Here is a 13321-nt window from a genome sequence, read left to right on the forward strand (position 1 = left end):
GTGCGGGCCGCCGCCGCCGCCCGACGGCACTCGTCCAGGGTGTGGCGGGCGAGCGCGGCGCGCACGAGCGGGAGGGACGGGGCGCTCATCGACAGCGACGTCACGCCGAGGCCGACCAGGACGCACGCGAGCGCCGGGTCGCCGGCCGCCTCGCCGCAGACGCCGCACGGGATCCTCGCGCCGGCCGCGGGGGCGACCAGGTCCAGGACGGCGGGCTGCCACGGGTCCTGGAGGTGCGCGAGGCCGCCGACCTGCCGGTCGGCCGCGCAGGCGTACTGCGTGAGGTCGTTGGTGCCGATGCTGAAGAACTCCACCTCGGGCGCGAGGTCGTGGGCGCGCAGCGCGGCCGCGGGCACCTCGATCATGACCCCGGGACGCTCGATGCCGGCCTCGCGGCAGGCGGCGGCGAAGGAGGCGGCCTCGGCGGCGTCGGTCACCATCGGGGCCATGACCTGCAGCTTGGCGGGCAGACCGGCGGCGGCGCGGGCCAGCGCGGCGAGCTGGGCGGCCAGGACGTCGGGATGCCGCCGCATCATCCGCAGGCCGCGCTCCCCCAGGGCGGGGTTCGGCTCCTCACCGGGGGCGGGCAGGAACGCGAGGGGCTTGTCGGCGCCCGCGTCGAGCGTCCGGACGACCACGCGGCCTCCCGGGAACGCCTCCAGGACCTTCCGGTACGCCTCCTCCTGCTCCTTGTCGGACGGCGGCGTCGCGCGGTCGAGGAACAGGAACTCGGTCCGGTACAGCCCGACGCCCTCGGCGCCGTTCTCCAGTGCCGCCTCGACGTCCTTCGGGCCGCCGATGTTGGCCAGCAGCGGAATCTCGTGTCCGTCCTTGGTGACGCCCGGCCCGGTGGACTCCTCCAGGGCCGACGCGCGGGCGGCGGCAGCGGCACGCGCCGCGGTCACCTCGGCGTCGGACGGGCCGGGACGCACCGTCCCCGCGGCGCCGTCGACCAGGACACGGGTGCCGTCGGCGAGGGACGTCGCGCCGGGCAGCGCCACGACGGCGGGGACGCCCATCGTCCGGGCCAGGATCGCGGTGTGGCTGGTCGGGCCCCCCTCCTCCGTGACGAACGCGACGACCTGGGCCGGATCGAGGACGGCGGTGTCGGCCGGCGCGAGATCGCGGGCGACCAGGACGAACGGCTCGTCCGACTCCGGGACGCCCGGCACCGGCAGGCCGAGCAGCCGGGCGATGGCGCGGTCGCGGATGTCGTCCAGATCGCTGACCCGGGCGGCCATGTACTCCCCCGCCCCGGCGAGCATCTCCCGGTAGACGCCGAACGCCTCGAACACGGCGCGGGCGGCCGCGACCCCCTCGCCGATCCGGCCGCGGACACCGTCGGCGAGGCCGGGGTCGCGGGCCATCAGCGCCTGCGCGTTCAGCACGTCCCGCCCGGCGGGGTTGCCGGCCTCGGCGGCGCGGCCGCCGCGCTCCTCCAGGTCGGCGGCGACGGCCTCCAGCGCGGCGAGGGCCGTGTCGCCCTCCGCGGCGGCGTCGCCGCCGTGCCGGGACCCGGCGGCCGGCTCCGGCACCGCCCCGGCGATGCTCCGCACCGGCCCGACGCCGACGCCGGGGCTGACTCCCGCGCCCTGCATCACGTCCGGCATCTCAGGCCCCCTCGGGCTCCGGGGTGGACAGCAGCTTCTCCAGGCTGTCGAGCAGCTCGTCGGCGCCCGCGCCTTCCGCGGACAGCGTGACCTCCTCCCCGTGCCGGGCGTCGAGCCCCAGCACGGCCAGAATGCTCTTCGCGTTCACCGGGTCGCCGCCGCGCTTGGCCACCGTCACGTCCATCTCGGACTGGGCCGCGGTCTGGACGAACAGGGCGGCCGGCCGCGCGTGCAGCCCCACCCTGGACTCGATCTTGACGTTGCGTTCGCTCACCGCACACTCCTCACGTTCATAGTTCGCTCTCGGTTAGTCACAGCGTTCTCAAGCCATGGACCCGCACCGCGGGGCCCGGCACGACGTCCACGTCCTGGAAATCGGCCACCACGTGGTCGGCCTCGGACAGCGCTCCCACCGGCTGCGTGGTGGTGACGCCCACGCACGTCATGCCGGCGGACTTGACCGCCTCGACGCCCGCCGGGGCGTCCTCGAAACCGATCATCTCCTGCGGAGGGACGTCCAACTCGCGCGCCGCGGCCAGGTACCCCTCCGGGTGCGGCTTGCCGGTCACGACGTCCCCGGCGGTCACCACGATGTCCAGCAGGCCGCGGATGCCCAGCCCGTCCAGCAGGCCCTCGGCGTAGGCCCGCTCACCGGAGGTGACCACCGCCAGCGGCACCCCCGAGTCCGCCAGCGACCGGACGAGGTCGACCGCGCCGGGAACGGGCGCGATCGGCGGCATCCCCTCCATCGCCCCGTAGGCCACCACCTGCTCGAAGAGCCCCTCGACCGTTCGGCCGGGGAACAGATGCGCCAGGTCCGCCAGGACCTCCAGCCCACGGCGCCCCGCGAACGAGGCGATCAGCGCCTCGTCGTACGGGACGCCGTGCGCGTCGAACAGCCGCGACCACATCGCGCGGTTGCGCGGTTCGGTGTCGATGAGGGTGCCGTCGAGGTCGAAGACCGCCGCACCCAGGCCGATCACCGCCATGCGGCCGGTTCCCCGTCGCCAGCCGTCGGATTCATTCGCTCAACTCCATGTGAAAAGCTCGGCGCCTTTGGTCACGTCCCCCGACTCCACCACGTCCGACAGCGCGTCGGCGCCCGCGTCCAGCGCCACGACCGCGCAGATCGGCGAGCGCCCGCCCGCCTCGATGACCGCCGGGTTCCAGCCGACGACCGGCTGCCCGGCGGTGACCTCGTCGCCCTCCGAGACGAGCAGGTCGAACCCCTCGCCCTTCAGCTTGACGGTGTCCACGCCGAGGTGGACGAGCACGCCGTGGCCCTCGTCGTCCACCACGACGTAGGCGTGCGGGTGCAGCTTGACGAGCTTCCCGGTGACGGGCGCGATGGCGTGGCCCGGACCGCGCTCGGGGTCGACGGCCGTGCCCGGCCCGACCATGGCCTGCGCGAACACCGGGTCGGGAACGCCGGCCAGGCCGACGACGCGGCCGGCGACCGGCGACATTACTCGGGTCATTGGGGGCCCCTCTGTTCGTCGAGGACAGGGTCAGTCGAGGAGGTCCTCGATGTCGGTGGCCAGGGTGTCCGCCTCGGGGCCCACGACGACCTGCACGACGGTTCCGCTGCGCATGACGCCGTGCGCGCCCGCCTTCTTCAGCGCCGCGTCGTCGACCTTGCCGGCGTCGGAGACCTCGGTGCGCAGCCGGGTGGCGCACGGCTCGATCTCGACGATATTGTCGGCGCCGCCGAGCGCGGCGACGATGGCCTCGGCCTTGTCCATGTTCTTCTCCTAGGTCCGGTGGGACACGGCCCTGCGAGCCGTGACAGGGGTAGGTCTCAAGTGAACACTCTTCATCCTCGCTGGTCTGCCCGGGTGCGGTCTCGGCCAGGCCGGATGAGAAGTACTCAGTCTGTCTGGGTGACCTTGTTCAGGCCACGGGGAACATCGGGATCGAGGCCGAGCCGGCGGGCCAGGCTCTCCACCATCATCTGGCCCGGCACGATGAGGCCGAGCGGCGCCACCCACTCGGGCAGCGCGGGACCGGGCAGCGCGGCCGAGCAGGCCGCCGCCAGCCGCTCGCCCCCGCCGACGCCGTAGGCGCGGGCGCCCGCCCCCTCGACCCGCTTGGCCAGCGCGACGGTGCCGGCCAGTGTGGGCCCGGAGTCCGCCGCCACCAGCAGGGCGGGAGTCTGCGCGTCGACGACGGCGATCGGGCCGTGCAGCAGGTCGGCGTAGGACAGGCCCATGGCGTGCAGGTAGCACGCCTCCTTGATCTTCAGTGCCAGCTCCAGCGCGGTCCCGAACGCGATGCCGCGCCCGGACACCACCGTGCCGGGGACCTTCGCCAGCTCGTCGACGATCTCCGGAAGGGCGGGCGAGGCGTCGGTCAGCGCGACGACCCTGGCGACCTCGTCGGGGACGCGGCGCAGGTCGTCCACGGCCACGTCCGCACCGAGCCCGAGCCCGAGCACCGACAGCGCGGCGAGCTGGGTGGTGTAGGTCTTGGTCGCCGGGACGGCGATCTCGTCGCCCGCCCGCGTGATCAGCGCGACCTCGGCGGACTCGGCCAGCGGCGACCCCTCGCCGTTGGTGACCGCGACCGTCCGGGCGCCGCAGTCGCGGGCCCAGTCGAGCGTCTCGACGATCTCCTCGGTCTTGCCGGACTGGCTGATCGCCACGGCCAGCACGCCGTCCAGGTCGAGCCGGCGCCGGTAGGTGGTCGCGATCGACGGCGCGGCGAGCGTGGCGAGCCGCCCGGCGTGCGACTCCACGAGGTAGCGCCCGTACACGGCGGCGTTGTCGGACGACCCGCGCGCGATGAACAGCACCTGCCGGGTCTCGCGGGCCAGCGCCTCCAGGTCGGGCAGCCGCGGCAGCAGCGCGCCGATCGTCCGGGACAGCGCGTCCGGCTGCTCTCCGATCTCGGCGCGCATCCGACTGGTCATGATCCCCCTCCGAAGACTTCCTGTCCGCCGACCCACGTGGTACGCGCCCGGTGGTCCGGGCCCAGCCAGACCAGGTCGGCGGCCGCGCCGGGCGCGATCCGGCCGAGGTCGGTGCGGCCGATCAGGTCGGCCGGGACGCGGGTCGCGGCGTCCACGGCCGCGGCCGTGCCGACACCGAGGCCGATCGCGTTGCCGACCGCCTCGTCCAGCCGGAGGCCGGAGCCCGCGATCGTGCCGTCGGCGCGCAGCGGCGGGCCCTGCTCGGGCATCGTGATGGGCTCGCCGCCCAGGTCGTAGGTGCCGGGCGGCATCCCAGCGGACGCGGCGGCGTCGGTGACGAGCACCACCCGTCCCGGCGCGACCCGGAACACCAGCGCGGCCGCCTCGGGCGCGACATGGTGCAGGTCGAGGATCAGCCCGGGACTCAGCCGGTCGTCGATCAGCGCCTGGACGGCCACGCCCGGGTCACGGTGGTGGACGCCGGTCTGCGCGTTGAAGATGTGGGTGACCTTGCGGGCGCCCGCGTCGGCCGCGGCGGCGGTCTGGGCGGCGGTGGCGTCGCTGTGCCCGACGCTGACCAGGACGCCGGCCTCGGTCAGGGTGCGGATCGCGTCCAGCGCGCCGTTGCGCTCGGGCGCGAGAGTGAGCAGTTTGACCAGCCCGGTCTCCAGCAGAGCCGCGATCGCCTCGGGCTCCGGGTCGGTCATCTGGGCGGCGTTGTGCGCGCCCTTGCGCTTCTCGGACAGGAACGGGCCTTCGAGGTGGACGCCGAGGACGCGCGTCCCGTCCGGCAGCTTCGGAAGCAGGTCGCGGACGCGCCGCAGAGCCGCGGCATGCGTCTCGACCGGGGCGGTGATGAACGTGGGCATGAACGCGGTCACGCCGGTCTCGGGGAGGCGGGAGACGACGGTGTGCCAGCCGGCCTCGTCGGCGTCGACCATGTCGTGGCCGAAGTAGCCGTTCACCTGGATGTCCACCAGTCCGGGAGCGAGCAGCCCCTCGGGCAGGTCGACGTCGGGCGTGCCGGGGCGCCCCTCCCCCGCCTCGGCGATCACACCGTCCTCCACCCGGGCGAATCCCGGTGAGAGCACGCGGGAGGGACCGCCCGCGGGGGTGAAGATCATGTTGGAGGCCGTGATCAGTAGTGATGCCATGGCTGCGCACTTTCCGCGACACGACGATCGCTGGTCGATCCGCCCGGGTTCACTGGTCTAGTCCGGACTAGACCAGTACGTACCATACTGCACGACGGGAAGGGACCCGCAAGACGCCGGACGGAACCGTTTCCGGATCGGGCACACGGGCGGGACGCCTCCGATGCGACGGCCGGACGCAGACCCTCGCCGCCTGACCGAAAAGCGGACGGGGCATCCGCAGTGCGGGTCTGACCTGGGAGTTCTTTCGCTCGAACGGCTGTCGGGACGTGATCCGGTCGTTACGAATTCGTGCATTGACATGTCTTTCGATCCTGTGGTCTAGTCCGGCCTAGACCAGTACGAATCCCGGAAGACCGTCTCGAAATCCCATCCACCTCATACCCGTCGAAACCCGGCGAATCCCATCGATCCGGCCTCCGGCCGTCGAGGACCCTCGTGACGACCATCGATCCGCACAGTCCCGTGCCGAAGTACTTCCAGCTCCGCGCGATCCTGCTCGACCTCATCGAGAGCGCGGAGCTGCCCGTCGACGCCCCGATACCGTCGGAGCGCGAGCTGTGCGCCCGGTACGAGCTGTCCCGCATGACCGTCCGGCAGGGGGTCGACCAGCTCGTCTCGGAGGGCCGGCTCTACCGCGTCCCGGGCAAGGGCACGTTCGTGGCCCGGCCCAAGATCGAGATGCCGCTGCGGCTCGTCTCGTTCACCGAGGACATGCTGGTCCGCGGGCTGCGTCCCGGCGCGATCGACCTGGACCGCCGCACGGTCCCCGCCGACGCGCGCCTCGCCAGGATCTTCGAGGTCGAGCCCGGCACCGAGATCCACGTCATCGAACGCCTGCGCACCGCCGACGGTGAGCCCATGGCCGTGGAGCGCTCCCACCTCCTGGCCTCGCTCGCCCCGGACCTGCTCGACCGCCGCCTCGCCGACCGCTCGCTGTACGGCGTCCTGGAGGCCGTGTACGGGCTCGTCTTCGACGCCGGCGACCAGACCATCGACGCCAGTCTGGCCGACGCCGCCGACGCCAGGAACCTGCAGATCTCCAAGGGCAGCGCAGTGCTGCTCCTGCAACGCCGCTCGTACACCGGAGGTGTGTGCGCCGAGCTGGGCGTGTCGACCTACAGGGCGGACCGCTACCAGATCCACACGGCGCTCGGAAACCCCCCGCCACACTCCTGAACCACCCCTGAGGAGGAATCTCGCGATGACTTCGACGACAGTGGACTCCGCACCACGCCGAGGGTCGAGCACCCTCGCGGTGCTGCAGCGGATCGGACGCAGCCTGATGCTGCCGATCGCCGTGCTGCCCGCCGCCGCGCTCCTGCTCCGCTTCGGCCAGGCCGACATGCTCGGCGAGGACGGCCTCGGCTGGGACCGCGTCGCCGAGATCGTCGGCGAGGCCGGCAACGCGCTGTTCGCGGCGCTGCCCCTGCTCTTCGCGGTCGGCGTGGCGATCGGTTTCGCCAAGAAGTCCGACGGCTCCACCGCGCTCGCCGCGGTGGTCGGGTACCTGGTCTTCGACCGCGTTTCCAAGATCATGTTCTCGCACACCGACGAGCTCAAAGACACCGTCATGATCACCACGGTGGCGGACGGCGCGGAGTCCCCGGTCATCGACTGGGGGGCCAAGAACCCGACGGACGTGCTCGGCGGCATCCTGATGGGCCTCATCGCCGCGCTGCTGTACCAGCGCTTCTACCGGATCAAGCTGCCGACCTGGCTGGCGTTCTTCGGCGGCCGCCGGTTCGTGCCCATCATCACCGCCGTCGCGGGCCTCGCCCTCGGCATCCTGATCGGGCTCATCTGGCCGGTGCTCGGAAGCTGGCTGACCGACTTCGGCGAGTGGATCACCGGGGCGGGCGCGGCCGGCGCCGGTATCTACGGCGTCATCAACCGGCTGCTGCTGCCGTTCGGCCTGCACCACATCCCGAACTCGCTCATCTGGTTCGTGTTCGGCACCTACGAGGGACCCGACGGCGCCGTGAACGGCGAGATCAACCGCTACCTGGCCGGCGACCCGGACGCGGGCGGCTTCCTCGCCGGGTTCTTCCCCGTGCTGATGTTCGGCCTGCCCGGCGCGGCCCTCGCCATCTGGCGCGCCGCACCCAAGCACCGCCGTCCGGCGGTCGGCGGCATCATGATCTCCGCCGGGCTCACCGCGTTCATCACCGGCGTCACCGAGCCGATCGAGTTCGCGTTCATGTTCGTCGCGCCCGTCCTGTACGGGGTGCACGTCGTGCTCACCGGCATCTCGATGGCGGTCCTGGAGGCCGCCGGGGCCCAGCTCGGCTTCGGCTTCTCCGCGGGCGGCATCGACCTGCTGCTGAACGCGCGGAAGGACAACACCGAGGGGCTCCTGCTCATCCTCGGCATGGGAGTCCTGTACTTCTTCCTCTACTACTTCATCTTCAAGTTCATGATCGAGAAGTTCGACTTCAAGACGCCGGGCCGGGAACCCGAGGGTGAGGAGTCGACGGCCGTCGACCCCGCGGCCCAGCCGGAGATGGCCGCCGCCACGGCCGGCGCGGGCGCCGGCGGGAGCGGCGGTTCCGGAGGTACCGCCGAACCCGGCGAAACAGCCGAGACAGGCGAGAAGACCGGCGAGACCGGCGGGACCGGCGAGAAGACCGGCGAGACCGGCGGGACCGGCGGGACCGGCGAGAAGAAGAACCGCAAGGAGCCGGGCAGCGAGCCGAAGGACTCCCCGCCCGCCGACGGCTGACACCGCACCTCGGGGCGCCGCGGCCCCTCAGCTCCGCGGCGCCCCCGTCCGGGCCGGTCAGCCCGCCGGCCCGGCTCCCATGGGTCCCGGACTCCCGCACGGTCCGGGGCTCGCTCCCGAAGCGGCGGGACGCCCCGAGCGTCCCGCCGCTTCACGTTCTCCGTCGACTTGCGGCGTGTTGTTGTTATGGAGCGCTCCATAACAACAACACGCCGCAAGTCAACGGTTGAGGGGGCCGGCTCGGGTGCTTGCGCGGGCGGCCTGATGTGGCCAGGACGTATTTATCTCGGGGCTCGCGACTCCTGTCTTGAAACGAGCCAGGAGGTTTCGCATGCGCCAGCGTCCAGCCAGGTCCGCCGTCCGGTTCATCCGGTACCGCGCCGCGCCGCCGCCCGCCCCGACACAGGGGTCGCTGGCGCTTCGTCCCTCCGGACCGCCTTCCGCGCGTCCGCCGGGCCTGCGGCTCGTGCGCCCGGCGGACGGAGTGGACACGGAAGTCCGGGCCGTCGCGGACGCGGCCGTACGGCTCGTGGTGGAGATCCTGGCCGGGACACGGCCGGCGAACCAGCTGTCCCTGGTCGCCGTCCCCGCCGTGTGCCGGGAGATGGCCCGGCATCGCGGCCCGGCCCGGCGCGGCACACGGATCGTCCCGCCGAAGGTGCTGTCCACCCGGCTGCAGCGTCCCGCGCCGGCGGTGGCGGAGACGGCCGCGGTCGTGGTCATCGCCGGACGCGCCCACGCGCTGGCCCTCCGGCTCGAGCACGCCCGGGGCCGCTGGCGCTGCACCGCCCTGGAGACCACGGCCACCGCCCCACGTCCCTGACCTGGTCCCGTGACGCGCGAAAGCGGCCTCCCCGGGCGGGGAGGCCGCTTTCAGCGGTGCTACTTGTTCCTGTTGCGGGGGTCGCCGTGGCAGCGCTTGAACTTCTTGCCCGAGCCGCAGGGGCACGGGTCGTTGCGGTTCACGCCCGCGTACTCGTCCTCGGTCTCCTCGCTGTGGTGCTCGACGCCGCCCTCACCGTCGACGGTCGGAGCCGAGTAGTCCAGCTTCTTCGGACGCGACGGCTTCTCCAGGCCCTTCGCCTTGATCACCGGGGTGTCCGCGGCCTCGTCCACGTCGTCGTCATCGGAGGAGACGGTGTCCTCCTCGGCGTCGGCGGCGGGGGCGGACTTGGCGACCGAGACGGGCTTGGCGCCGACGGCCGGCGTCTCCGGCTCGTCCTCCACCTCGACCTCAAGGGCGAACAGGTAGCCGACCGACTCCTCCTTGATGCCGTCGAGCATCGCGTTGAACATGTCGTAGCCCTCGCGCTGGTACTCCACCAGCGGGTCGCGCTGCGCCATGGCACGGAGGCCGATGCCCTCCTGGAGGTAGTCCATCTCGTAGAGGTGCTCGCGCCACTTGCGGTCCATGACCGACAGGACGACGCGGCGCTCAAGCTGGCGCATGACCTCCGCGCTGAGCTCCTTCTCGCGCTTGTCGTAGGCCGCCTGGGCGTCCTCGCGGATCTTCTCGGCCAGCGTCTCGGCGTCCAGGGCGGAGATGTCGCCGCCCGCCTCCTCGACCAGGTCGTCGACCGTGATCGAGATCGAGTAGAGCGCACGGAACGCCGTCCACAGCTTGTCGAGGTCCCAGTCCTCGGCGAAGCCCTCGGACGTGGCGCCCGCGACATAGCCCGCGACGACCTCGTCGATCATGCGGCGGACCTGGTCCTCCAGGTCCTCGCCCTCCAGCACCTTGCGGCGCTCGGCGTAGATGACCTTGCGCTGCCGGTTGAGCACGTCGTCGTACTTCAGGACGTTCTTGCGCATCTCGAAGTTCTGCTGCTCGACCTGGCTCTGCGCCGACCTGATCGCGTTCGTGACGATCTTGGACTCGATCGGGACGTCGTCCGGGATGTTCAGCCGGGTCATGATCGAGTCGACCCGGGCGGCGTTGAACAGCCGCATCAGGTCGTCCTCCAACGACAGGTAGAACTTCGACACGCCCGGGTCGCCCTGCCGGCCGGAACGGCCGCGCAGCTGGTTGTCGATGCGCCGCGACTCGTGCCGCTCGGTGCCCAGCACGTACAGGCCGCCGGCCTCGACGACCTCCTCGTGCTCGCCCTCCACGGCCTCCTTCGCCTTCTCCAGCGCCTCGGGCCAGGCCGACTCGTACTCTTCGGGCGTCTCCAGCGGAGACAGCCCGCGCTGGTGCAGCTCCAGGTCGGCGCGGAAGTCGGGGTTACCGCCGAGCATGATGTCGGTGCCGCGCCCGGCCATGTTGGTCGCCACCGTCACGGCGCCCTTGCGGCCCGCCTCGGCGACGATCGCACCTTCCTTCTCGTGGTGCTTGGCGTTCAGGACCTTGTGGGAGATGCCCCGCCGCTTGAGCATCTTGCTCAGCTTCTCGGACTTCTCCACCGAGGTGGTGCCGACCAGGACCGGCTGGCCCTTCTGGTTCCGCTCCGCGATGTCGTCGACCACGGCCTCGAACTTGGCCTGCTCGGTCTTGTACACGACGTCGGAGACGTCGTCGCGGACCATCGGCTTGTTGGTCGGGATCTCCACGACGCCGAGCTTGTAGGTCCGGTTGAACTCCGCCGCCTCGGTGTGGGCGGTACCGGTCATCCCGCTCAGCTTCTCGTAGAGGCGGAAGTAGTTCTGCAGCGTGATCGTGGCGAGCGTCTGGTTCTCGTCCTTGATGGTCACGCCCTCTTTGGCCTCGATGGCCTGGTGCATGCCCTCGTTGTAACGGCGGCCGTGGAGGATGCGGCCGGTGAACTCGTCCACGATCAGGACCTCGCCGTTCATGACGACGTAGTCCTTGTCGCGCTTGTAGTGCTCCTTGGCCTTGAGCGCGTTGTTGAGGTACGGCACCAGCGACGCCTGGGACAGGTCGTAGAGGTTGTCGATGCCGAGCTGGTCCTCGATCTTCTCGACGCCCTTCTCCAGGACGCCGACCGTGCGCTTCTTGGGGTCGTACTCGTAGTCGTACTTCTCCCGCGCCTCACGCGCCCACTGCTTGTCGTCCTCGGACTTCAGCCTCTCCTCGATGATCTCCACGCCGCGCAGGCGCGTCACGAACTTGGCGAACTCCCCGTACCACTTGGAGTTCTGCTCGGCCGGACCGGAGATGATCAGGGGGGTGCGGGCCTCGTCGATGAGGATCGAGTCGACCTCGTCCACGATCGCGAAGTAGTGGCCGCGCTGGACGCACTCGTCGAGGGTCCACGCCATGTTGTCGCGCAGGTAGTCGAACCCGAACTCGTTGTTCGTGCCGTAGGTGATGTCGCAGTTGTAGGCCGCGCGGCGCTCGTCCGGCGTCATCTGCGGGAGGACGACACCGACCTCGAGGCCGAGGAACTGGTGGACGCGGCCCATCCACTCCGCGTCACGCTTGGCGAGGTAGTCGTTGACCGTGACGATGTGGACGCCCCTGCCGGTCAACGCGTTGAGGTAGGCGGGCAGCACGGAGGTCAGGGTCTTGCCCTCGCCGGTCCTCATCTCGGCGATGTAACCGACATGGCGGGTGCTGCGCTGGCCGAGGTCCTCGTGGCCGCGCTTCGCCTCGTCAACGATCTTGCGCTCGCTCAGATGGAGCGCGACACCGCCCATGACCTGCACGTCGAAATGTCGCTGACCCAGGACCCGGCGCGCGGCCTCACGGGCGGTCGCGAAGGCATAGGGCAGAAGCTCGTTGAGGACGTCGCGTTCGGCCTCCTTCTCGTTCTTGCCCTTCTCGGTCAGCTTCGCCACCTCTTCGGCGAACTCCTCCCGGAACTTCTCAGTCTGCTCGCGCAACTCGGCGTCGCTCATCTCGAGGTAGTCATCCTCGATCGAGTTGACCTGATCCGCGAGCTTCTTGAGCTTGCGCAGGGTTCTTCCCTCGCCCGCACGAAGGATCTTGTCGATGACTGGCGGCACTCTAGAAGGCTCCTTGCAGATCGTGGGTCACCGCTCCAAGGCGGCACGCACACCACACGTACGATGCCCATCGTAGGCGAGACCCAGAATGGTCTAGCTCACTCCGCAGCGCAATCCACAGTGCGTTCCGTTTGACCGGCCGGGTCCCGGAGAGGATGTCGGCACAGCACGGAGGGAGACGAAATGTCCGAAGAGTCGCTCGGATCGCACGCCGGCCGCCTGAGTTCCTGGGTCGCGGTCACCATCATCTTCGCCGGCTTCGTCGTCGGCGGCGTCGCGCTGTGCCTGGGCCCGATGTGGATCATGCTTTGGATCGGCGTCGGCATCGTCGTCCTCGGCCTGGTCGTGAGCGGTCTCGTCCACCTGTTCTCGGACGTCGTCGTCGACGCCCCCCGCGTCATCCCCGAGATCGTCGACTACTCCCTGTTCGGCGCACGCTCCGACAAGCGCCGCGGCGGCCCCGAGGGCGAAGTACTCGACCGCCCCGTCGCCACCGACCCCCAGGAAACCCCACACGGCTGAATTCATGCGGTCGGTCCAGGCCCACTGCGCTCGCCTGGCGGCTCGCTGTGTTTATTTCAGTCCAGGCCCACTGCGCTCGCCTGGCGGCTCGCTCCGTGACCTGGCCTGTGCGAGCGCGGATCGCTTCGCGATCTTCCCGGTGAGGCTCGCCTCCGGCTTCGCCTCACCGGTCAGTTAGCGCGCTCGCGTGCGTGGCGGGGTCTCCGTGGACATCCCGATCGGCGGGCCGTCTGGCAGAACGGCGAAATCGCCCCGCACCGCCCGGCTGCGGGCCTTGAGTCGGGACGGGTGCTCGCTGATGAGCGCGCCCGGCGAGAAGGTGGCGCGTGCGCGGTCTCAAGTACGCAAGTGGTGCTCGGTGAGAGCGGCGGTGGCCAGGGCGGACCCGTTCGACCAGCCTCACCACGCACGGCCGCACAAGGCCAGGGCCACGTAGCCGGGTGGCTCCCGGTGGTGTGGGACGGGGGGTTCGTCAGGTGGGGGTAGCGGAGGTCAGGGC

At 71.2% G+C, this 13321-nt stretch carries 12 protein-coding genes; 4 read left to right on the forward strand and 8 right to left on the reverse strand.

What is annotated here, in order from left to right:
• The 7 genes from ptsP to nagA form a co-directional block, all read right to left on the reverse strand.
• Nucleotides 1–1610 (reverse strand): phosphoenolpyruvate--protein phosphotransferase (gene ptsP / locus E1281_RS29055; RefSeq protein WP_131882901.1); only part of this gene is annotated, 1610 nt, incomplete at its 3' end.
• A 1-nt stretch (nucleotide 1611) separates the two neighbouring features.
• A complete protein-coding gene (locus E1281_RS29060) occupies nucleotides 1612–1884 on the reverse strand; it encodes an HPr family phosphocarrier protein (RefSeq protein ID WP_131882902.1) in 273 nt (90 codons plus the stop codon).
• 37 nt (nucleotides 1885–1921) lie between these two features.
• Nucleotides 1922–2599 carry an HAD family phosphatase gene (locus tag E1281_RS29065; protein WP_131882903.1) on the reverse strand — a complete coding sequence of 226 codons (678 nt, stop codon included), beginning with the start codon at nucleotides 2597–2599 and terminating at the stop codon, nucleotides 1922–1924.
• A 39-nt stretch (nucleotides 2600–2638) separates the two neighbouring features.
• On the reverse strand, nucleotides 2639–3088 hold the full coding sequence (locus tag E1281_RS29070; protein ID WP_131882904.1) for a PTS glucose transporter subunit IIA: 450 nt from the start codon (nucleotides 3086–3088) through the stop codon (nucleotides 2639–2641).
• 30 nt (nucleotides 3089–3118) lie between these two features.
• Nucleotides 3119–3352 carry a PTS glucose/sucrose transporter subunit IIB gene (locus tag E1281_RS29075; RefSeq protein ID WP_131882905.1) on the reverse strand — a complete coding sequence of 78 codons (234 nt, stop codon included), beginning with the start codon at nucleotides 3350–3352 and terminating at the stop codon, nucleotides 3119–3121.
• A gap of 125 nt (nucleotides 3353–3477) precedes the next feature.
• Entirely contained in the window at nucleotides 3478–4518 is a 1041-nt protein-coding gene (locus E1281_RS29080) for an SIS domain-containing protein (protein ID WP_131882906.1), read from the reverse strand.
• Nucleotides 4515–5672 carry an N-acetylglucosamine-6-phosphate deacetylase gene (nagA, locus tag E1281_RS29085; RefSeq protein WP_131882907.1) on the reverse strand — a complete coding sequence of 386 codons (1158 nt, stop codon included), beginning with the start codon at nucleotides 5670–5672 and terminating at the stop codon, nucleotides 4515–4517. The genes E1281_RS29080 and nagA overlap by 4 nt, the downstream gene beginning before the upstream one ends.
• Nucleotides 5673–6110: 438 nt before the next feature.
• On the opposite strand from nagA, the gene E1281_RS29090 reads away from it, so the two are divergent.
• From E1281_RS29090 to E1281_RS29100, 3 genes are all read left to right on the forward strand, one after another.
• On the forward strand, nucleotides 6111–6851 hold the full coding sequence (locus E1281_RS29090) for a GntR family transcriptional regulator (protein WP_131882908.1): 741 nt from the start codon (nucleotides 6111–6113) through the stop codon (nucleotides 6849–6851).
• Nucleotides 6852–6876: 25 nt separating this feature from the next.
• Entirely contained in the window at nucleotides 6877–8394 is a 1518-nt protein-coding gene (locus E1281_RS29095) for a PTS transporter subunit EIIC (protein WP_131882909.1), read from the forward strand.
• A 331-nt stretch (nucleotides 8395–8725) separates the two neighbouring features.
• Complete coding sequence (locus tag E1281_RS29100; RefSeq protein WP_131882910.1) at nucleotides 8726–9217, forward strand: Rv3235 family protein; 492 nt, start codon at nucleotides 8726–8728, stop codon at nucleotides 9215–9217.
• Between the two features lie 59 nt (nucleotides 9218–9276).
• Here E1281_RS29100 and secA read toward each other — a convergent pair whose 3' ends face one another.
• Nucleotides 9277–12300 (reverse strand): preprotein translocase subunit SecA, encoded by a 3024-nt coding sequence (secA, locus tag E1281_RS29105; protein ID WP_131882911.1) that lies wholly within the window; start codon nucleotides 12298–12300, stop codon nucleotides 9277–9279.
• 183 nt (nucleotides 12301–12483) lie between these two features.
• Here secA and E1281_RS29110 point away from each other — a divergent pair, with 183 nt between their 5' ends.
• The gene (locus E1281_RS29110; protein WP_131882912.1) at nucleotides 12484–12822 is read left to right on the forward strand and encodes an HGxxPAAW family protein; all 339 of its coding nucleotides are present in this window, start codon (nucleotides 12484–12486) and stop codon (nucleotides 12820–12822) included.
• Nucleotides 12823–13321: the final 499 nt, after the last annotated feature.

The organism is Actinomadura sp. KC345 (assembly GCF_004348515.1).
Classification (GTDB): domain Bacteria; phylum Actinomycetota; class Actinomycetes; order Streptosporangiales; family Streptosporangiaceae; genus Spirillospora.

Coding starts and splice junctions, on each gene's coding strand:
- E1281_RS29065 (WP_131882903.1), bottom strand. CDS start 2,599: ATGGCGGTGATCGGCCTGGGTGCGGCGGTCTTCGACCTCGACGGCACC.
- E1281_RS29070 (WP_131882904.1), bottom strand. CDS start 3,088: ATGACCCGAGTAATGTCGCCGGTCGCCGGCCGCGTCGTCGGCCTGGCC.
- E1281_RS29075 (WP_131882905.1), bottom strand. CDS start 3,352: ATGGACAAGGCCGAGGCCATCGTCGCCGCGCTCGGCGGCGCCGACAAT.
- E1281_RS29080 (WP_131882906.1), bottom strand. CDS start 4,518: ATGACCAGTCGGATGCGCGCCGAGATCGGAGAGCAGCCGGACGCGCTG.
- nagA (WP_131882907.1), bottom strand. CDS start 5,672: ATGGCATCACTACTGATCACGGCCTCCAACATGATCTTCACCCCCGCG.
- E1281_RS29095 (WP_131882909.1), top strand. CDS start 6,877: ATGACTTCGACGACAGTGGACTCCGCACCACGCCGAGGGTCGAGCACC.
- E1281_RS29100 (WP_131882910.1), top strand. CDS start 8,726: ATGCGCCAGCGTCCAGCCAGGTCCGCCGTCCGGTTCATCCGGTACCGC.
- E1281_RS29110 (WP_131882912.1), top strand. CDS start 12,484: ATGTCCGAAGAGTCGCTCGGATCGCACGCCGGCCGCCTGAGTTCCTGG.